Origin of the sequence: Micromonospora sp. DT41 (assembly GCF_049841715.1) — a bacterium.
Classification (GTDB): Bacteria; Actinomycetota; Actinomycetes; order Mycobacteriales; family Micromonosporaceae; genus Micromonospora; species Micromonospora profundi.
Genome location: NZ_JBNCKU010000013.1, coordinates 149,419 through 169,539 on the forward strand (window position 1 = coordinate 149,419; position 20,121 = coordinate 169,539).

Sequence of the window (20,121 nt, forward strand, 5' to 3'; positions counted from 1 at the left end):
ACCGGGCCATCAGGCCCGGCCGCACACCTTCCGGTGCCGACCTCGTCCCGACCGCGGGGCGCAAACCGCTGTCGGTCCCTCGCCGGTCGGCTCCGGAAAGCCGGTCGGGCGACGGCGGCGCGAGCACCGCCGTCGCGGAATGGTCACTGTCAGACGGCCACCGCGGTCAGCGCCGGCTCCACCTCGGTCCAGGTGGATCCGACCTCTGCCGAACGGGTCACCGCGTCCAGCACCAGCTGGACCTGCAACGCGTCGGCGAAGGACGGTGCCGGGTCGGTGCCCGTGGCGATCGCCTCGATGAAATCGCGCATCTGGTGGGTGAAGGAGTGCTCGTAGCCGATGATGTGGCCGGGCGGCCACCACGCCGACATGTACGGGTGCTCGCCCTCGGTCACCAGAATCCGGCTGAACCCCTGCTCCAGGGTCGGCCGGGTGGCGTCGTAGAACTCCAGCTCGTTGAGACGCTCCAGGTCGAACACGACACTGCCGAGCGAGCCGTTGATCTCGACACGCAGAGCGTTCTTCCGGCCCGTGGCGAACCTGCTCGCCTCGTACGTGGCCAGGGCGCCACCGTCGAGCCGGGCCACGAAGATCGCGGCGTCGTCGACGGTGACCGGCCCGGTGGCCGAGCCGTTGCCGTCGGCCGAGCCGTCCACAGTGGCCGCCAGCCCGCTCGACCCGGCGGGCAACGGCCGCTCCTTGACGAACGTCTCGGTGACCGCGCTGACGCCTGTGATCCGCTGACCGACGACGAACTGCGTCAGATCGATGATGTGCGCACCGATGTCACCGAGCGCGCCGGAGCCCGCCCGTTCCTTCTGCAACCGCCAGACCAGCGGGAACTGCGGGTCCACGATCCAGTCCTGCAGGTACGTCGCTCGGACGTGCCGAATCACCCCGAGTCGTCCGTCGGCGACCATCTGGCGCATCATCGTGACCGCCGGCACCCGGCGGTAGTTGAACCCGCACATCGACCGCGCCCCGGCGGCCCGTGCGGTGTCCGCCGCAGCGGTCATCGCCCGTGCCTCGGCAACCGTGTTGGCCAGCGGCTTCTCGCACAGGACGTGCTTGCCGGCGGCCAACGCGGCGAGGGCGATCTCGGCGTGACTGTCACCCGGCGTGCAGATATCGACCACGTCGATGTCGTCCCGGTTGATCAGGTCACGCCAGTCTGTCGTGTACGCGTCCCAGCCGAGCCGGTCGGCGGCCTGCGCCACCTGCCCGGAGTCCCGGCCGCAGATCAGCGCCATGCTGGCCCGCGCCGGCAGGTCGTACACGCGGTTCACTGTGCGCCACGCCTGCGAGTGCGCAGCGCCCATGAACGCGTAACCGACCATGCCGATCCGCAGTTCTCTGTCTGTCGTGGACAAGGTGGGTCTCCCCCCAGATGTCAGAACCCGAGCTTCTCGTAGCTGCTCGCGTTCTCCTTGGTGATCGTCTCGGAGGCGAGCGTCACTTCCTTGGGCACCTGCAGCTCCGTCAGGTCGCCCATGCCGCGACCCTGCGCGACGAGCCGCGCCAGGGAGATCGCGGACGAGGCCATCGACGGGTTGTAGGTGACCGTCGCCTTGAGCACGGTGTTGTCGGCCTTGATGGCGTCGATGGCGAGCTTCGACCCCGCACCGCCGACCATGAAGAACTCCGACCGGTTGGCCTGCTTGATGGCGGCCAGCACGCCGATTCCCTGGTCGTCGTCGTGGTTCCAGATCGCGTCGATCTTCGGCAGGGCCTGGAGCAGCTGGGCCGCCTCACGCTGACCACTGTCCGATGTGAACTCGGCCGAGCGGCGGTTGGCGACCTTGAACCCGTACGTCGCCAGGGCCGCCTTGAAGCCCTCGCTGCGCTCGACGGTCAGCGGGATCTCCAGACCGGCGATCTCACCGATGATCGGGTTGGCGACGCCCTTGTCCTTGAGCTGCTTGCCGATGAAGTGCCCGGCCGACACGCCCATGCCGTAGTTGTCGCCCTTGATCACCAGCCGGGAGGCAAGCGCGTCGGGGAAGATCCGGTCGAGGTTGACGATCGGGATGCCCGCCTGCATCGCCTGGAGGGCAACAGCGTTGACCTCCTTGCCGTCGTGCGGCAGCACGACGATGATGTCCGGCTTCTGGGCGATGAGCGTGCCGAGCGTGGACCGCTGGGCCTCGGACGTCGTACCGCCGTCGACCTCCTTGAACTCCACATCGGAGTACGCGGCCGCCTGCGCCTTGGCGTTGGCGTGGATCGCGCCCATCCAGCCGTGGTCGGCGGCCGGCGCCGAGAAGCCGATGACGACCTTCTTACCCGGTGCGTTGTTGCCGGCGCCATCGCCGGCGGCCTTGGTCTGGGTGCTGGCCGCCGGGGTCTCGTTGCTGGTGCAGGCGGTGAGCAGGGTGGCGGCGCCGACAGCGGCCCCGCCGAAGAGCAGCCGGCGGCGCGACAGGTCGCGGCTGTGCTGGGTCATGACGACCTCCTGGGAGCGGATGGAGTGGTGAAGGGTGTGCGAGGCCCGGCCACTGTCGAAAGAAGCTCGACGTCGCCAGGTGCAAACGGTGCGGTGCGTCAGGTTGCGGTGGTGACCCTGTTCCGCGCGAGGAACCGTGTGAAGGACTTGAACTGGAACTGCTGGACCAGGACGGCCGCGACGATGATGCCGCCCTTGACCATGTTCTGCGCCTCGATGGAGAGGCCGTTGATGGCGAAGAGATTCGTGATCGTGGCGAAGATGATGACGCCGAGCAGCGAGCCGACGATCGTGCCCCGGCCACCGCTGAGCAGCGTGCCGCCGATGATCGCGGCGGCGATCGCGTCCAGCTCGTAGAGGTTCGCCATCGCCGCCTGGGCCGAGGTCGCCTGGGAGGTGAGCATGATGGCGGCGATACCGCAGCAGAGGCCGGACAGCGCGTACAGCAGCATCGTGTGCCGGCGGACGTTGATGCCAGCCAGCCGCGCCGCCTCCGGGTTGCCGCCGACCGCGATGGTCCGTCGGCCGAACGTCGTCCGGTTGAGCAGGATCCACCCGGCCAGCACCACAGCGCCGAGGATGTAGACCAGGATCGGGATGCCGAGGACCTTACGGGCGGCGATGTCGTTGATGAAGGTGCTGCTCGACACCTGGGTCTGCTTGTTGGAGATCGACGCGGCGAGGCCACGGGCGGCCACGAGCATTGCGAGCGTCGCGATGAACGGCACCAGCCGCCCGTACGAGATGAGCACGCCGTTGACAAGGCCGACGCAGATGCCCACCACGATGGCCGTGAAGATCATGCCGCCCGCGCCGTAGCTCTGGGTCGCCACAGTGGTGCACCAGACCCCGGCCAGCGCAACGATCGCGCCCACCGACAGGTCGATCCCACCACCGATGATCACGAAGGTCATGCCGACCGTCACCACACCCACCACCGAGGCGAGCTGGAGGATGGCAAGCACGTTGTTCCAGACCCAGTTCGGATCGCCGTACAGGTCCGGTTTGGTGACCACGCCGACCACGATGAGCGCGGCGAGTACACCGATCAGACCCAGGTTGCGCTTGGCACCGTCGCCGCCGTCGCCCTGCCACCAGGAGAGTCGGCCCGTCGATGCCGCCTTGTCGCCGGCCACTGCCGTCTCCGCCGGATCCACCGGCGGCGACTGGGCCGGAAGCTGCGGGCGCTCCGGTGTCGCTGTGGGACTGGGAGTCGCGTCGCTCATGCCGGTGCGCCTTCCATCAGGGACCCCGCCATCACGAGGTCGAGCACAGTGTTCTCGTCGAGTTCGCCGGCCGGGGCCTCGCGGACGACCCGCCCCTCCCGCATCACCAGCACCCGGTCTGCCAGGCCGAGCACCTCGGGTACCTCACTGGAGACCAGCAGGACACCGACGCCCTGCGCCGCCAACCCGCGGATGACCTGGTAGAGCTCCGCCCGGGCACCCACGTCCACGCCCCGGGTGGGCTCGTCGAGCAGCAGCAGCTTGGTGCCGCCGAGCAGCCAACGCCCGACCACAACCTTCTGCTGGTTGCCGCCGGACAGGGTGCGCACCGGCCGGTTGACGTCCCGGGGCCGCAGCTCCAGGCTCTCGGCGATCCGGTTCGCCTCGGCGCGTTCCCTGCCCGCGTCGGTGAAGCCGAGCCGCGCGTACCTGCCGAACGTGGCAAGCGTGACGTTGCGGAAGATCGGCTCACCGAGCAGCAGCGCCTGGCTCTTGCGCTCCTCCGGAGCCATCCCCATTCCGGCGCGGACCGCCGCGCCGACACCGGGCCGCAGCGCACGCCCCTCCATCCGCACCGTGCCGGCCTCCGGGAGGCGGGCGCCGTAGATGGTCTCCAGCAACTCCGAGCGGCCGGAGCCCACCAGGCCGGCGATGCCGACGATCTCCCCGGCACGCACGGTGAGCGAGACGTCGGCGAACTCGCCCGGACGGGTCAGCCCCTCCACCTGGAGCAGTTCGGCGCCAGTGGCGTCGTCGGCGGGCCGGTCGGGGAAGACGTACTCGATGGTGCGGCCCGTCATCCGGCTCACCAGGTCGCGGGTCGGGGTGTCGCGCGCCTGCAGGTTCGCCGCCGTGGTCCGGCCGTCCTTGAGTACGGTGACCCGGTCGCCGATCTCGCGGATCTCCTCCAGGCGGTGGGAGATGTAGATGACAGCGATGCCCTGTGCCGTCAGCTCGCGGATGATCCGGAACAGGTTGCCGACCTCGTCGTGGGCCAGCACGGCGCTCGGCTCGTCCATGATGATCAGTCGGGCCTCGTGCGAGAGCGCCCGCGCCATGCTGACGATCTGCTTACCTGCGGCCGGCAACGACCGGACCATCCGCCCCGGCGGGATCTCGCCGTGGCCGAGCCGACTGAGAATCTGCCGGGTGTGCCGGGCCATCCGGCCACGCCGCACGAAACCGAAGCGGCGGTGCTCGTGACCGAGGAATGCGTTCTCCGCCACCGACAGATCCTCGACAAGGTCGAGCTCCTGGTAGATGGTGGCGATGCCGGCGCGCATCGCGGCCTGCGGGTTGGCGAACGTCACCGGCTCACCGCGCCACTCGACAAGACCCGAATCCGGTCGGTGCACCCCGGAGAGCACCTTGATGAGCGTGGACTTTCCGGCGCCGTTCTGACCGAGCAGGCAGTGCACCTCGCCGGCCCGCACCTCCAACTGCACGCCGTCCAGGGCGCGTACACCCGGGAAGGTCTTGACGACGTCGGTGAGGCGCAGGACCACCTCGCCCGCGACGGTGTCGGCGGGGGCCTCGACCAGCGGCGTTCCGGCGTCGGCGTCCGCGGACCCGGTGGGGGCGTTCTCCTCGGGCTGGGCCACAGTCTCCTCCTCGCTCACGACTGTTGCTCGGTTGACGACCGCGGCGTCGCGGGCGGCGGGATGACGGATGGCGTCTCGGGTCGCGGGCTCATGACGCTTCCCCGAATGCGACATCGCTGGCGAGCACCGCCGCGCCGGCGACACCGGCCCGGTTGCCCAGCTCGGACAGCACGACGGGCAGGTTGCCGGTGGCAAGTGGCAGCGAACGGCGGTAGACCACGCTGCGGATCTCGGCGAGCAGGATGTGCCCGAGCTGGGCCAACCCGCCGCCGATGACGATCATCGACGGATTCGTGAAGCTGACCAGGCCGGCGAGCACCCCACCGACCCGCCGGCCGCCGTCGCGGATCAGCTGGATACAGGTCATGTCACCCTCGATGGCGCCCTCGGCGACGTCCAGGGCCGTCACCGCGCCGCGCAGGCTCAACCGCTCGGCAAGTGCCGGCGACACGCCACTGCGGGCGGCGGCGGTGGCGTCCTTGGCCAGAGCGGCGCCGCTGAACAGCGCCTCCAGGCAGCCGACGTTGCCGCAGGAGCACATCGGCCCGTGCGAGTCGACCTGGATGTGGCCGATGTCGCCGGCGCAGCCGTCGGTGCCCCGGTAGACGTCGCCGGTGAGGTAGATGCCGCAGCCGATGCCGGTGCCGATCTTGATGAAGAGGAAGTCGTCGACCGAGTGGGCCACGCCGCCGTGACGCTCACCGATCGCCATGATGTTGACGTCGTTGTCGACCACCGCCGGGCAGCCGTGCTCCCGGCTGAGCAGCTCGCGCACCGGGAAGCGGTCCCAGCCGGGCATGATCGGCGGTGAGACGGGGACGCCGTCGCGGAAGCTGACCGGCCCCGGCACACCGACGCCCACCGCGTCCAGCCGCTCGTACGCGCCGTCGACCCGGGCCTTGTGCAGCAACTCGTTCACCCGTTGCAGGGTCACCTTGGGTCCATTGCGGATGTCGGCAGGCTCGGCGTAGTGGGCGACCGGTTCGAGTCGGCCGTTCACCACCTCGATGTCCATCGAGCTGGCACCCAGGTCGACGGCCGCGAAGCGCAGCTTCGGGTTCAGCTCGACGAGTGTGGAGCGACGCCCACCCCGGGACGCGGCGAGGCCCGCCTCGGCGACGTAACCCAGGGACACCAGGCGATCCAGCTCGGCAAGCAGCCGGGGGCGGGGCATCTGGAGCCGGTCACCCAACTCGGCGCGGGACACGGCCCCCTCGTCGCGGAGCAACCGCAACAGTCGGACATGCAGGGGCTCGACGGTCCGCACCGGGACTCACCTCTTCATCGAACTCGTTCACATCGACGCAATGTCGAGGTGTTGTGTCCGACACAGTAGGAGCGTTCCGCGCCGCCTGTCCAGAGCTTCGGCCGTTCTGTTCTCAACTTTTGTCCGAAGGAACAAAAGCTACTAGTCGATCAAGGAAAGGATGACCGAGTGCCCTCGCCCGCTCGCGGCGCGTACCGATCGGCGGGCAAAAAGCCGCCCCACCACCCGTTATGCGGGCGGCGGGGCGACAGAGGACAGGTCAGTGACTGCCGGCGGCGTTCCGCTTCTTGCGGAGCTTCCGGTCGTCACGCAGCTCGACGTACGGCTCGTCGTCGGCCGGGTGGCCCGCCGAGATGGCCCGACCGCGCTCCAACTCGGCGTCGAACTCGGCACCCAGCAGGATCGCGATGTTGCTGAGCCAGAGCCAGATCAAAAAGATGATCACGCCGGCCAGTGCCCCGTACGTCTTGTTGTAGGAACCGAAGTTGCTCACGTAGAAGGCGAACAGACCGGAGATGACCAGCCAGATCACCACGGCCAGCACGCCACCCGGGCTGACCCAGCGGAACCCGCCGTGCCGCGCGTTAGGCGAGGCCCAGTAGAGGATGGCGAACATCAGGCTGACGAGGACCAGCAGCACCGGCCACTTGGCGACGTTCCACACCGCTACCGCCGTCGAGCCGAGGCCGATGGCGTTTCCGACGAGCTCGGCGAAGCGGCCGGTGAAGACCACGATCACCGCGCAGGCAAGCAACAGCACGCCGATAACGGCAGTGACGCCGACGCGGATCGGCAGCGTCTTCCAGATCGGCCGGCCCTCCGGCACGTCGTAGATCGTGTTCGAGGCACGCATGAACGCCGCGATGTAGCCGGACGCGGACCAGAACGCCGCAAGCAGACCGATGATCGCCGCGATGCTGGCCAGCCCGCCGCTGCCCTGCGCCTGGGTGATCGCGTCCTCGATGATCTTCTGGATGTTGCCCTCCGGCACCGCCTGGTTGACGGTGTCCTTGACGCCCTCGGTGGCGCTCGTGCCGAGCAGGCCGAGGATGGAGATCAGCACCAGCACCCCGGGGAAGATGGACAGCACGCTGTAGTAGGTGAGCGCCGCCGCCCAGTCGGTCAGACTGTCGTCCTGGAACTCGCGGACCGTCCGGCGCAGCGCCGCCTTCCAGTCGCTGCCGGGCAGATCGGTGGGGCTGTCCGGCCCGTCGTCGGGGCCGACCGGCCGGCTGGCGTCCGCACGCCCACTCTCGCTGGCATCCTCGCGCCCGGGCCGGCCGGCACGCTCGCGCTCGGTCCCGTCGGCGTCCGTGCGCCCGGTCCCGCTGCGGGCGGATGACTCGTCGGAGGCCATCGCCCCTCCTCATCGTCGGTGGTGTCACCTCCGACATGCCCCGTGGGCGGCGGCCGGTAACCCCTACCTGTAGAGCAACCTGCCCATCCGGCGCGAGGCCACCAGCAGGCCGACCGACAGCATCACCAGCAGGTAGAGAACGTCGAGCAGCCAGGACCACCCGACACCGCCGAGCGTGACGCCCCGGATCAGGTGCACCGCCCGGTACAACGGCGTGATCTCGATCAGCCAGTGCAACAGCGTCGGGTACGCCTGCGCCGGCACGAACGTCCCCGAGAAGAGGAAGAGCGTGAACTGGGCCGAGCCCATCAGGTCGAAATCCTGCCAGCTGCGCATGAACGTGGACAGCGCCATGCCGAGGCCGCCGAACGCGAACCCGACAAGCACCGCCGCCGGAAAGGCCGTCACCGCGTGGGCGACGCTTGTCAGATCCAGCGCGACCATCACGGCGAGGAACGCCGCCGAGTAGGCGCTGCCCCGCAGCATCGCCCAGCTCAGCTCACCAACGGCGATCTCGAAAGGCCGTACCGGGGTGGCGATCATCCCGTCGTACAGCTTCATGTATTTCATCTTGCCGAAGAAGTTGAATGTGGTCTCCGCGAGCGCCCCGGTCATCGCCGACGAGGCGAGCATCGCCGGAGCGACGAACGCGGCGTACGACACGAGACGCCCGTCGGGCAGCGGCAGGTCACCGACCAGCGAACCGACGCCCACCCCGATGGACAGCAGGTAGAGCAGCGGCTCCACGAAGCCCGAGATCAGCAGCAGCCAGTAGACCGACTTCAGCGCCGCGACGTTGCGCTCGACCACCGAGCCCGACCGCCGGGACGCGGCCGACACATCGACCATCCGGGGCAGCATCAGCGTGACCACGAAACCTCCCCTTAGACGACGAGCTTGCGGCGGAAGGCACGCAGCGCCAGCAGCCAACCGGCGACCGCCCACGCCCCCAGGTACAGCAGGTGCCCGGCGACCGACCACTGTGGGGCGACACCGAGAGTGGCCGCCCGGCACAGGTCGACGGCGTGCCACAGCGGCGTCGCGTACGCCAGCAAGCGCAACGCGTCGGGCAGCGACTCGACAGGGAAGAAGACCCCGGCGAACAGCGTCATCGGGATGACAGCGAACCGGAACAGCATCGCCAGCCAACTGTCGGTGGACACCGACGCGGAGAACGCGAAGGTCGGCCCGGCCACCGCCAGCGCGAGCAGCGCCACCACCGGCAGGGTGGCCACCGCCCACGGCGACCGCAATGCCCCGAACAACCCGGTGACCAGCAGGAACGCAACGATCGTGGTGAGCACCCGGAACAGCACGAAGGCCAGGTGCCCGGCCAGGATGTCGCCCACCCGCAGCGGCGACGCGCTCTGCGCGAAGTAGGTCTTGACCCATTGGAAGTTGCTGAACACCGGCCAGGTCGAGTCACCGACAGTCACCTGGAGCGCGGTCGAGGCGATCAGCCCCGGGACCAGCCAGTCGAGGTAACGCACACCGCCGACGCCCTGGTCGATGTACGCGCCGACGCCGAGCCCGAAGCCGAGCACCGTCAACACCGGCAGCAGGAACGAGGAGAACACCCCCGCCCGCCAGGTGCGTCGCAGACCGACCAGATAGTGCTCGAACACGGCGTACGCCGGCACCCAGGGAACCCGCGCCCGCCCCGCCACACTCACAATGACCACCCCCGTGTCCCGACCTTTCCTACCCCGGGGGTACGACAGGCCGCGGTCACCCTACGGCGACGCCATCGACGTGTCGCCCGGGTTTCGGGCTGTCGATCGACTCGGGTTCCAGGAACTCGGGGTGTCCAGGTCGCCACGACACCCCGATTTCACGGAAAGCGAGTGGATCTTGAAGCGGCACGGACGGCATCGACCGCCGCCACCCATCCCGGTCAGTCGACAAGGGTGCGGCCGGTCAGGTGCAGGAAGACATCTTCCAGGCCACTGCGCCGCACCAGCACGTTTGCCGGGGTGAGCCCCGACGCGGAAACCTCGACGACCGCCGCGTCGCCGTCGGGCACGTAGAGCAGGACCCGGTCGGGCAGCACCTCGACCCGCTCCCCCAGCCCGGCGAGCTTGCCGGCGAACGGCTCCTGCGACTCGGCGGCGAAGCGCAGCTCGACCACCTCGCGGGTGGAGTGCTGCTCGATCAGCTCCCGGGGTGAGCCTTCGGCGACGATCCGCCCGCCGTCCATGACCACCAGCCGGTCGCAGAGCTGCTCGGCCTCGTCCATGTAGTGCGTGGTGAGCACCAGCGTGACGCCCTGCTGCTTGAGCCGGAACAGCCGCTCCCACACCAGGTGCCGGGCCTGGGGGTCGAGGCCGGTGGTCGGCTCGTCGAGCAGCACGATCTCCGGATCGTTCACCAGCGCGCGGGCGATCGTCAGCCGGCGCTTCATCCCGCCGGAGAGCGGCTCGACCTTGCTGTCGGCCCGCTCGGTGAGCTGGACGAAGTCGAGCAGCTCGGCGGCCCGCTCCTTCGCCACCCGGCGCGGGATGCCGAAGTAGCGCGCGTAGACGGTGAGGTTTTCCCGAACGGTCAGCTCCGGGTCGAGGTTGTCCATCTGCGGGCACACGCCGAGCCGAGCCCGGATGGCCGGACCGTCAGCCACCGGATCCATGTCGAGGATGCGCAGCTTCCCGCCGCTCGGTGGGGAGATGCAGCCGATCATCCGCATGGTGGAGGACTTGCCGGCGCCGTTGGGCCCGAGGAAGCCGAACGCCTCACCGGAGCGCACCTCGACGTCGATGCCGTCCACGGCGGTGAAGTCACCGAACCGCTTCACAAGCCCACGAGCCTGAATCAGTGATCGCCCCGAAGTCACCGCCCGACACTAACCGCCGGGTCCGACACCCCTCCACGCAAATACGCGTACCGGGCAGGCTGCGCCGGGCACCAGCGGCGCGAATCGGCCCCACCGCCCGAGCCGTGACAGCCAAACGTCGATCGATGCCCCACGGCCGCACGATCGACGTGTATCGTCCCCTCGTGCCGCCGCCCACCAGCTTGCCCGACGGTTCGTTTCCACCTGCCCGAACAGCCAATTCTCCCGCCGAGGAGCCCGCGTCGGGCACGGGCGGCCTGCCGCCCCGACCTCGGCCGACAGCCGAGCCCACCCCCAGCACCGACACGACCGCGCAAAGCACCACAACGGCACCCAGCACCGACACGAGCGACGCGAGCACCGACACGACAGCGCGTGACGCCGACGACGACAGCTCCGTTGCCGAGCGGGCGACCCGGGACCTGGCCGCCCAGTTCGAGGACGAGAAGCCGGGCCGAGTTTTGTCCGGGCCAGCGGGTTGGCTCCTCACCGCCGCGACGTTGGCGATCGGCGGGCTCGCCCTCTGGCAGGTGTTCCGCCCTCTGTCGCAGGGCAGCAAGTATTACTTGATCATCTTCCTGGCCGGCGTGCTCCCGCTGGTTTTCCTGGCCTACCCAGCCGACCTGCGGCTGCCGGCCCGCCTGCGCTCGCAACGAGGCGACGGGGACCGCACCGTCGCGCTGCCGGCTTCGTCGGGACCCACCGTGCCGGACTGGGTCCTGGTCGTCCTGGCGGTGGCCGCCTGCCTCTACCCCGTCCTGCCGGTCACCATCGGGTCGGGCGGCGGTGGCTACAACGCGTTCCTCGACCGGCAGGGCCTGCTGGCACCAATGGATCTGGTGCTGGGCACCGTGCTGCTCCTGCTGCTGCTGGAGGCGTGCCGACGTACCACCGGGTGGATCCTGCCGGCGGTCTGCCTGCTGTTCCTCGGCTACGGCTACTACGGAGGGCTGCTACCGCAGTCCTGGCCGATCGCCCACGGCGGGCTCGACTTCAGTCAACTGGTCGACGCGTTCTACAACTCCGACAGCGGCTTCTACGGCACCCCACTGGACGTGGCCGCCTCGTACATCGTGCTGTTCACCATCTACGGCGCGGTCCTGGAGCTGTCCGGGGCCGGGCGGTTCTTCGTCGAGTTGTCGGCCGCCGCGTTCCGCCGCTCGCGTACCGCAGCCGGTCGGACGGCGGTGGCCTCCGGGTTCCTGCTCGGCACCGTCTCCGGTTCCGGTGCGGCGACGACGGTGAGCATCGGCGCGGTCACCTGGCCGCTGCTACGCCGCGCCGGCTATCCCGCGGAGAGGGCCGGCGGCATGCTGGCCGCAGCCGGAGTGGGTGCGATCCTCTCCCCACCCACCCTGGGTGCGGCGGCGTTCATCATCGCCGAATACCTGGGCGTCTCGTACCTACAGGTGCTGGGCTGGGCCACGGTGCCGACGGTGCTCTACTACCTCGGCATCCTGCTCTCCGTGGAGATCGACGCTCGCCGTTCCGGCGTCCGTCCGGTGGTGATCGACGTCGGTTCGCCCTGGCGTCTGCTGACCCGGTTCGGCTACCACTTCGCCTCGCTGATCGCCATCATCGTGTTCCTCGCTGTCGGCGTGTCCGCGACGAGGGCGGTCGTCTTCGCCACCGTCCTCGCCGCCGCGCTGTCCTTCCTGGACCGTGCGCACCGGCTCACTCCGGCGCGGCTCGTGACCGCGCTCGTCACCGGAGTACGCGGCGTGCTCGCGGTGACGGCGGTCTGCGCCGCCGCCGGCATCATCACGGCGACCACCACGAAGACCGGCCTCGGGCCGCAGGCGGCGGCGCTGCTGATCGGCGGCGCAAAGGCGGCCACCTCGGACCCGACGTTGGTGCTGGTGCTCACCGCGCTGCTCGCCGCCGTCGCGCTCAGCCTGTTGGGTCTGGCCGTGCCGGTCACCGCCTCGTTCGTGATCGGTTGGGTGATCGTCGGTCCGGCCCTGCTCGACCTGGGCGTGACCGCGCCCGCCGCGGCGATGTTCGTCTTCTACTTCGCGGTCCTGTCCGAGGTGTCCCCGCCGACCGCGCTCGCCGCGGTGGCCGCCGCCGCGGTCACCGGCGGCCGGCTGGTGCCGACAATGTGGCAGACCCTGCGGTACGCGCTGCCGGCCTACCTGACCCCGATCGCGTTCGTCATCACGCCGGCCGGGCTCGGTCTGCTCGGCATCGGTGGCGTCCAGCGGATCGCCTTCGCCGCCGTGGTCACCGCGCTCAGCGTGGCGGTGCTCGCCGTTGCCGCCGGTGGCTGGTTGCCGGGTGTGGGCCCTGCCGGCGCACCGGAGCGCGTGCTCGGTGCCCTCGCTGGCGTCACGTTGCTCTGGCTCGAACCCGCGCCGGTCACGGTCGGCGTCGCACTGGCCGCCGTCGCGGCGGCGGGTGTGTTCGTCCGACGCGGATCCACCGGTCGCCCAACGTCCGAATCACCAGCCAGTCCTGTGGAGGAGAAACTGTGAGACGAATCGACGTACGGCTCGCGGCGGGCCTGAGCGCGCTCGCCATCGTCACGGTCGGCGCCACGGGTTGCGGCGGTCAGCAAGGCGGCGCGGCCAAGGACGACGCGGCCAGCGAGGTCACCTGCGAGGTGACCCGGGAGACCCGCGTCGGCATCGCCACCGGCAACGCGACAGGCGTCTACTACGTGGTCGGCAATGCCCTGGCCGGGCAGTTGTCCGAGGCGACCGGCGGCAAGCTCAGCGGCACCGCCGCCGAGACCGGCGCGTCGGTGCAGAACGTCGAGCAACTGGTCAATGGGCAGTACGACGTGGCGTTCTCGCTGTTCGACACGGCGGTAAACGCGGTCGAGGGCAAGGGCAACTTCAGCGCGCCGCAGCCGGTCGAGGCGCTCGCACGCATCTACGACAACTACACCCAGGTGGTGGTCCGCAAGGACTCCAAGATCACGTCGGTGGCTGACATGCGCGGCAAGAAAATCTCCACCGGCTCGCCGAAGTCCGGTACGGAGGTGATCGCCAACCGGCTGCTGGAGGCCGCCGGCCTCGACCCGGCCAAGGACATCCGGGCACAGCGGCTGGACCTGACCAAGACGGTCGAGGGGGTCAAGGACGGCAGCGTCGACGGTTTCTTCTGGTCCGGCGGTCTGCCCACCGGGGGCCTGACCGACCTGTTCACCACCGCCGGCGACTCGGTGAAGTTCGTCGACATCGCGCCGTTGCTGCCGAAGATGACCGCGTCGAGCCCCGGCTACCAGGAAGGCACGATCGGGCGGGACGCGTACGGGACGGCAACCGACACCCCGACCATCGTCGTGCCGAATGTGCTGTTGGTCCGCAAGGATCTGGACGCCAATGTCGCCTGCGCGATCACCCGGACGGTGTTCGAGAAGCGCGACGCCCTGGCCCAGGCCAACCCGGCGGCCAAGGGGATCTCGCTGGAAAAGGCCCGCAGGACCCTGCCGGTGCCGCTGCACCGCGGCGCGCAGAAGGCGCTGGAGGATCTCGGCGCCAACTGACCCGACCGGTCAGAGATCGGCCGGCGCGGTGGCGGCACGGGCCGCACCGACCAGGCGGTCGGTCTCGGCGAGCAGAGCCTCGTCGTCCGCAGGGGTGCCGGGGTCGAGTCGGACCGTCCAGGTCAGACCGTCGGCCCCGGCCACGCGGCGGGCCGCGACCCGCACCGCGCCGCCGGGCAGTCGGTGGTGCTCGGTGTACGCGACCGAGCGGGTCACCCGCGCGCGTACCTGATGCGGCAGCTCACCCGGGTCGAGCAGCAGGTACGTCTCGGCCGGACCGTCGACGACCACCGTGTAGCCGTCGCGCTCGGCGACACGCTCGGCGAGCGTGACTGTCAACTCCCGACCTGACCACACCGCCTTGAGGATGTCGTGCCAGCCGATACGGTGCCCCCGGCCGGGCAGCCACAGCCCGAGGTTGCTGGCCACCACCACGCCGTCGCCCTCGCCGTTGCCCACCGCCGCCCAGGCGAGCACCCGCTCGTCGCGGACCAGCGGCGGCCGGTCCGCCGGGGGCAGTTTCGGCTTACGACTGAACAGTCCCATCACAGCCCTCCCGCGGCCTGCTCGCGCAGCGCCCGGGCGTGCTGCTCCAGTGACAGCAGCTCGCCGAAGGCGGCGAAGTACTCGTCCTTGTTGTTCACCGGGTTGATGCGTTGGATCCGGGACTTGAGGTCCCGGATCCGGGCGGTCACCGACCCGAACTGCACCCGCGCCATGGTGATCGACACGTAGCGGGGGTCCGGCTCGCCATCGATCCGCAGCGGCTCCACGGCCAACTCGCCGACCAACGCCGCCGACGCCAGGTCGTCGCAGGCGTCGCGCACCGACTCGATCCAGACCGCGCCGCCGGTCGCCGACACGACCCCACCGGCGGCTGCGATTGCCGTACGCACCGCCACGTGCACCGGGTGCCGGTATTCGGTGGCCTCGACAGCGTCGAACATCGGCCCGGCCAGCACCGGCTGTTGCAGGGCGAGCTTCAGCGCCTCCCGCTCGACCATCGACTGCGGGCTGTCCACTGCGGGTGAAGCCTTCGTAGCTGGTCGTGGGAGTCCGGCCACGAGGCCGCCGTTAGCTTTGTCTGCGGTCTTCAGGATTACGCGGACCTCTTCCGGATCAACCCCGGTGATGTGTGATAACTCCCGCAAGTACTGCTCACGCAGTTCCCATCGTCTGATCTTCAGCATCTGCGGCGTGATAGCACGCATCGCTCCAGTCCGACCTTCAGCGGTATCGAGGTCGTAGCGGCTAGCAATGCTGCGAAGTGCATAGGTCAACAGCGGCTCCCTAGACGCGACTAGGTCACGGACAGCCAAATCTCCCTTTGCCAGCCGCAGTTCACACGGATCCATATTGTTAGGGCTGACCGCGATGAAGGTTTGCGCTAGGAACTCTTGGTCATCCTCAAAGGCCCGCATTGCTGCCTTTTGTCCAGCAGCGTCGCCGTCGAACGTGTAAATAATCTCGCCAGAGTGGACGCTACCGTCGAGCACCAGCCGCCGAAGAACCCTGATGTGGTCCGCGCCGAAGGCGGTGCCGCAGGTCGCGACCGCAGTGGTCACGCCGGCCAGGTGGCAGGCCATCACGTCGGTGTAGCCCTCGACGATCACCGCCCGACCCTGCTTGGCGATCTCCCGCTTGGCCTGGTCGATGCCGTAGAGCACGTGCGACTTCTTGTAGATCGGCGTCTCGGGGGTGTTCAGGTATTTCGGGCCGTCGTCGTCGTCGAAGAGCTTGCGCGCGCCGAAGCCGATCACGTCGCCGGTGAGGTCGCGGATCGGCCAGAGCAGCCGGCGGCGGAACCTGTCGATGAGCGTGCCGGAGCGGGACTCGCGGGACAGCCCGGCGGTCACCAGCTCCTGGTGGGTGAAGCCCTGCTGGCGCAGGTGCTTGGTGAGCAGGTCCCATCCCTCGGGCGCGAAGCCGCAGCCGTAGCGCTCGGCGGCGGCCCGGTCGAAGCCCCGCTGGGCGAGGAACTCCCGGGCCGGCCGGGCACCTGCGGTGCTGAGCTGGGCCCGGTAGAACTCGACGGCTGCGGCGTGCGCGGCGACCAGTCGCTGCCGCTGGCCCTGCTGCGGACGCGGACGCGGGGTGTTGCCGTCGTCCTGGACGTAGCGCAGTTGGATGCCGGCACGCCCGGCCAGCCGCTCCACGGACTCGACGAAGCTGAGGTGCTCGGCGTCCATCAGGAACTTGATCGCGTCGCCGCCAGCCCCGCAGCCGAAGCAGTACCAGACGTTGCGGGCCGGCGAGACGTTGAACGACGGGCTCTTCTCGTCGTGGAACGGGCACAGGCCCTTGAGGTTGCCGCCGCCCGCCGACTTCAGGGTGACCGTCTCGGAGATCACGTCCGAGATCGAGGTGCGTTCCCGGACCAGTGCGATGTCCTCGTCCCGGATCCGCCCAGCCATGCGCCACCTCCTCCGCGTACATCCTGCCCTGCGGGACCGACGACGCGCCGGGCGGGGGACGCCGGTGTGGCGGTGGCCGCCGCCGGCTCACCGGTTCCGGCCCGGGAGCCGGACGAGTCGACCGGAGGGTGAGCCGCCTCAGGCGGCGGCAGCATCCTCGGCGGCCACCTGCCGGTTCCAGTCCGGCTTCGTGGAGCGCCAGCCCTCGTCGTCCATGCCGCGCCGCCAGTATCCGGAGATGGACAGCTGACCGGCCGGTACGCCCCGTTCGGCGCGCAGCAGCCGGCGCAGCTCCCGGACGAATGTCGCCTCGCCGTGCACGAAGGCGTGCACCTGGCCCGGCGGGAACTCAAGCGCCCGTACCGCCGCCACCAGCGCCTCGCCCACCGGGCGGTCGCCCCGGTGCAGCCAGGTCAGCTCGACCGCGCCCGGGCTGAGCAGCTTCTGCTCGTCGGCCGGGTCGGCGATCTCCACGAAGACGTGGGCTGGCGCACCGAACGGCAACCGCTCCAGGGCGGCGGCGATGGCCGGCAGCGCGCTCTCGTCGCCGACCAGGAGGTGCCAGTCCGCGTCCGGGCTCGGCGCGTACGCCCCGCCCGGCCCGACGAAGTGCACCGGGTCGCCCGGCCGCAGCGCGGCGGCCCACGGCCCGCCCAACCCCTCGTCGCCGTGGTGCACAACGTCCACGGTGAGCTCCCCGGCGACGGGATCCCAGCGCCGCACGGTGTACGCGCGCAGCCGCGGCCACTGGTGCGAGGGCAGGTCCCGGCGGATCGCGGCGAGGTCCAGCGGCCGGGGATATTCCACCCCGGGCACCGGAAACACGATCTTGATGTAGTGATCAGTGTGCTCCCCGACCGGCAGCCCGGCCAGATCCTGGCCGCCGAGGACCAGGCGGATCAGGTGCGGGGTCGGCCGCTCGGTCCGCACGACAGTGGCGGACGTGACTGCTCTGGGGCGCTCCGTCATCTGGTTAGGGTAACCTAATTAATATTCGGTCACCAGACAGAGCTCCCGTTGCCGACCCGCCTGGCCCCGGTCCGCCGCCGGGCGCTGAGGTAGCCGGCAAGCCCGTCGTCGAGCTGCCGGGCCCGTTCCGTCAAGCCACCCTCGGCCACCGCCCGGATGGCCTGTGTCATGCCGGCCAACTCGGTGTCCATCCAGCCGATAGCCGCGGCCTCGTCGGTGAACGCGGCGGTAACGACCAGGTCCGCTGGCGCCCATGCCAGATCGGGACGCATCACCCGCAGGGCCGCCACGACCCCTTCGGTGTACCAGTCGAGCAGCCGGCCCAACCCGGCCGACCGGTCCCGCTCGGCGTCCTCGCGCCCGGCCCGCCGCTCGGCGTAGAGGCGCAGCAGGTCGTGATACCGGAAGCGACCCTCAGCACCTACCTGCACGAGGTTGCCGTCCACCAGTTCGTGCAGAGCCTCCTCCACCCGCGCCTCGTCCTCGTCCAACATCCGCGCCGCAGCCGCCACACCGAAGCCGGATCCGGGCAACAACGCCGACAGACGAAACGTTCGCGCGGTGGTGACGGACAGCTCCGCGTAGCTGAGGTCGAAACTCGCCTCCACTCCCACGTCGCCGATCCGGAGCAGGTCGAGCCGGTGCCGCTGATCGGCTAGCCGCTCCATGGCCGCTCGCACCGTCCACGCCGGCAGGCTGGCCAACCGGCTGCCCGCCACCCGCAACGCGATCGGGAGTCGCCCGCAGGCCCGTACGACGCCGACGGCAGCCTCGTGCTCCGCCGCCACGCGCGCCGGGCCCACCGACGCGGCCAGCATGTCGAGCGCTTCGCCGGCCGAGGGCACGGACAGGTCGACGGTCGTGGCACCGGCGAGGTCGGCAAGCCTGCGGCGGCTGGTGACCAGCACCGCGTTGCCGCCCGTGCCCGGCAGGAGAGGCCGCACCTGCGCGGCGCTGTGCGCGTTGTCCAGCACGATCAGCATGCGCCGGTCGGCCAGGACGCTGCGGAACAGGGCCGCGCACTCCGCTTCGTCGCGCGGTATCCGTCGGCCGTTCAGGCCCAGCGCCCGCAGGAAACCGGCAAGCGCGTCCAGCGGCGGTACCGGCAGGCGACCGAAACCTTGGAGGTCGACATAGAGCTGCCCGCCCGGGAACGACTGCCGCAGCAGTTGCGCGGCGCGCAGCGTCAGCGCTGTCTTGCCGACACCGGCGGCGCCGGAGATCACGCACGTGGTGACCGGCTCCGGCACCGGCCGTCGCGGGTCGCGGCCGAGCAGGTGTCGGAGCCGGCGGAGATGGTCCACGCGGCCGGTGAAGTCGGCGGGTGGCGCCGGAGTCTGCAACGGCACCGCCCGCGTCGTGGGTGATCGGACGTCAACCGTCTCGCACGGGCCGGGCCGCCCGAGCACCGCCCGGTACGCCTCGGCCAGGTCCTGACCGGGATCGATGCCGAGGTCGTCGGCCAGCCGTCGACGGACGTCCTCGTACGCCCGCAGGGCGGCCGCCTGCTGACCCACCCCGGCCAGGGTCGTGATCAGTTGGGCCTGGAGTGGCTCGTGCAGCGGATGCTGGCCGGCCACGTCCCGCACCACCGGCAGCGCTCTGTCGCAACGGGCCAGCAACCCGGCCAGCCGGGCGTGCCGGATCGTCGCGGCGATCCGCTCCTCCTCGATCGCGGTCAGCAGCGGATCCCCGTGCATCTCGGGCACGTCCGCGAGAGGCACGCCCCGCCACTGCCACACCGCGTCGTCGAGGAGCGCGAACGCCGCCGGGCCGTCGTCGAGTGCCCTGGCCCGGGACAGCAGGCTCTGACCGACCAGCAGGTCGAGTTGTTCGGTGGCCACCGTGAGCCGGTAGCCACCGGGAACCAGCGCCAGCGCCTGGTGGGACCGCCCCGGAGTGTCGCCGGGCAGGACCCGACGTAGCCGACTGACGTAGGTCTGCACCAGGTTGACAGCGGTGCCGGGCACGTCCTGACCCCACAGCAGGTCGATCAGTTCGTCGCGGGACACCGCCGCGTTGGGCGTCAGAGCCAGCCGGGCGAGCACCAGCCGGTGCCGGCCGGCGGCGAGCGGCACGGCCCGGGAATCCTCGTACAGCGACAGCGGGCCGAAGAGTTTGATCCTCATCGACATCGCCGGGTCGTCCTCCCCCGGGCGGGCGGCTGTCGCCGGGACGGCCTGCGCCGAGCCCCGCAGGGCCGCGGCCTCCCGACCGGACAGGTCCAACGCCACGCTCAGGGCCCGTACGGAGCGTGGCCTCGGTTGGCGGCTGCGGCCCTGTTCGAGGTCTCGGATCGCGGCCCCGCTGAGCCCGGACCGATCGGCCAACTCCTGCTGAGTCAGGCCGCTCCGCTCTCGAAAATGCCGCAGACGTTGACCGAAGCTGACAATTTCCCTTTTGATTTGATCGTCCATTGTGATCACCCCCGTGAATCGACGTGAGTCTAGCCTCGATCGTTCACGGCTGATGTCGGGCGTTCCGGCCCCGCGCGTGTGATCGTTCATTGTCGATGCGGTTGGGTTCG

General features: G+C 70.2%; 14 protein-coding genes and 1 pseudogene. 2 read left to right on the forward strand and 13 right to left on the reverse strand.

Features of this window, described 5'->3' with window-relative positions; translation table 11 throughout:
- Positions 1-149: 149 nt before the first annotated feature.
- The 9 genes from ACLQ23_RS23810 to ACLQ23_RS23850 all read right to left on the reverse strand — a co-directional run bounded on the left by ACLQ23_RS23810 (position 150) and on the right by ACLQ23_RS23850 (position 10,721).
- On the reverse strand, positions 150-1,337 hold the full coding sequence (locus ACLQ23_RS23810) for a Gfo/Idh/MocA family protein (protein ID WP_425735761.1): 1,188 nt from the start codon (positions 1,335-1,337) through the stop codon (positions 150-152).
- 53 nt (positions 1,338-1,390) lie between these two features.
- Positions 1,391-2,443 carry a substrate-binding domain-containing protein gene (locus tag ACLQ23_RS23815; RefSeq protein ID WP_355596094.1) on the reverse strand — a complete coding sequence of 351 codons (1,053 nt, stop codon included), beginning with the start codon at positions 2,441-2,443 and terminating at the stop codon, positions 1,391-1,393.
- Between the two features lie 98 nt (positions 2,444-2,541).
- Entirely contained in the window at positions 2,542-3,669 is a 1,128-nt protein-coding gene (locus tag ACLQ23_RS23820) for an ABC transporter permease (protein ID WP_053653353.1), read from the reverse strand.
- Positions 3,666-5,174 (reverse strand): sugar ABC transporter ATP-binding protein, encoded by a 1,509-nt coding sequence (locus ACLQ23_RS23825; protein ID WP_355596190.1) that lies wholly within the window; start codon positions 5,172-5,174, stop codon positions 3,666-3,668. The genes ACLQ23_RS23820 and ACLQ23_RS23825 overlap by 4 nt, the downstream gene beginning before the upstream one ends.
- A gap of 184 nt (positions 5,175-5,358) precedes the next feature.
- The gene (locus ACLQ23_RS23830) at positions 5,359-6,537 is read right to left on the reverse strand and encodes an ROK family protein (RefSeq protein ID WP_355596092.1); all 1,179 of its coding nucleotides are present in this window, start codon (positions 6,535-6,537) and stop codon (positions 5,359-5,361) included.
- 259 nt (positions 6,538-6,796) lie between these two features.
- The gene (locus tag ACLQ23_RS23835; protein ID WP_425881099.1) at positions 6,797-7,894 is read right to left on the reverse strand and encodes a YihY/virulence factor BrkB family protein; all 1,098 of its coding nucleotides are present in this window, start codon (positions 7,892-7,894) and stop codon (positions 6,797-6,799) included.
- Between the two features lie 63 nt (positions 7,895-7,957).
- The gene (locus tag ACLQ23_RS23840; protein ID WP_425881100.1) at positions 7,958-8,767 is read right to left on the reverse strand and encodes an ABC transporter permease; all 810 of its coding nucleotides are present in this window, start codon (positions 8,765-8,767) and stop codon (positions 7,958-7,960) included.
- Positions 8,768-8,778: 11 nt separating this feature from the next.
- Positions 8,779-9,576, reverse strand: coding sequence for an ABC transporter permease (locus tag ACLQ23_RS23845; protein WP_425881101.1), 798 nt, complete (start codon positions 9,574-9,576; stop codon positions 8,779-8,781).
- Between the two features lie 212 nt (positions 9,577-9,788).
- Positions 9,789-10,721: an ABC transporter ATP-binding protein gene (locus tag ACLQ23_RS23850; RefSeq protein ID WP_355596085.1), complete on the reverse strand. Its 933-nt coding sequence runs from the start codon at positions 10,719-10,721 to the stop codon at positions 9,789-9,791.
- Between the two features lie 164 nt (positions 10,722-10,885).
- On the opposite strand from ACLQ23_RS23850, the gene ACLQ23_RS23855 reads away from it, so the two are divergent.
- Complete coding sequence (locus tag ACLQ23_RS23855; RefSeq protein ID WP_425881102.1) at positions 10,886-13,195, forward strand: TRAP transporter permease; 2,310 nt, start codon at positions 10,886-10,888, stop codon at positions 13,193-13,195.
- Positions 13,192-14,211, forward strand: a complete 1,020-nt coding sequence (locus ACLQ23_RS23860; RefSeq protein WP_355596081.1) for a TAXI family TRAP transporter solute-binding subunit — start codon at positions 13,192-13,194, stop codon at positions 14,209-14,211. The genes ACLQ23_RS23855 and ACLQ23_RS23860 overlap by 4 nt, the downstream gene beginning before the upstream one ends.
- Before the next feature lie 9 nt (positions 14,212-14,220).
- Here ACLQ23_RS23860 and ACLQ23_RS23865 read toward each other — a convergent pair whose 3' ends face one another.
- From ACLQ23_RS23865 to ACLQ23_RS23880, 4 genes and pseudogenes are all read right to left on the reverse strand, one after another.
- Complete coding sequence (locus ACLQ23_RS23865; protein ID WP_355631722.1) at positions 14,221-14,757, reverse strand: hypothetical protein; 537 nt, start codon at positions 14,755-14,757, stop codon at positions 14,221-14,223.
- Positions 14,757-16,647: pseudogene (gene dnaG, locus ACLQ23_RS23870) on the reverse strand (DNA primase). Before dnaG ends, ACLQ23_RS23865 begins: the two are co-directional and overlap by 1 nt.
- A gap of 116 nt (positions 16,648-16,763) precedes the next feature.
- Positions 16,764-17,594, reverse strand: a complete 831-nt coding sequence (locus tag ACLQ23_RS23875) for a siderophore-interacting protein (protein WP_425881103.1) — start codon at positions 17,592-17,594, stop codon at positions 16,764-16,766.
- 29 nt (positions 17,595-17,623) lie between these two features.
- Positions 17,624-20,101: a BTAD domain-containing putative transcriptional regulator gene (locus ACLQ23_RS23880; RefSeq protein ID WP_425881104.1), complete on the reverse strand. Its 2,478-nt coding sequence runs from the start codon at positions 20,099-20,101 to the stop codon at positions 17,624-17,626.
- Between the last annotated feature and the right edge of the window lie 20 nt (positions 20,102-20,121).

What these genes read in the sequence shown, in the direction of transcription:
- ACLQ23_RS23820 (WP_053653353.1), bottom strand. Translation starts at nt 3,669, where the DNA reads ATGAGCGACGCGACTCCCAGTCCCACAGCGACACCGGAGCGCCCGCAG.
- ACLQ23_RS23875 (WP_425881103.1), bottom strand. Translation starts at nt 17,594, where the DNA reads ATGACGGAGCGCCCCAGAGCAGTCACGTCCGCCACTGTCGTGCGGACC.
- ACLQ23_RS23810 (WP_425735761.1), bottom strand. Translation starts at nt 1,337, where the DNA reads ATGGTCGGTTACGCGTTCATGGGCGCTGCGCACTCGCAGGCGTGGCGC.
- ACLQ23_RS23835 (WP_425881099.1), bottom strand. Translation starts at nt 7,894, where the DNA reads ATGGCCTCCGACGAGTCATCCGCCCGCAGCGGGACCGGGCGCACGGAC.
- ACLQ23_RS23815 (WP_355596094.1), bottom strand. Translation starts at nt 2,443, where the DNA reads ATGACCCAGCACAGCCGCGACCTGTCGCGCCGCCGGCTGCTCTTCGGC.
- ACLQ23_RS23865 (WP_355631722.1), bottom strand. Translation starts at nt 14,757, where the DNA reads ATGGGACTGTTCAGTCGTAAGCCGAAACTGCCCCCGGCGGACCGGCCG.
- ACLQ23_RS23880 (WP_425881104.1), bottom strand. Translation starts at nt 20,101, where the DNA reads ATGAACGATCACACGCGCGGGGCCGGAACGCCCGACATCAGCCGTGAA.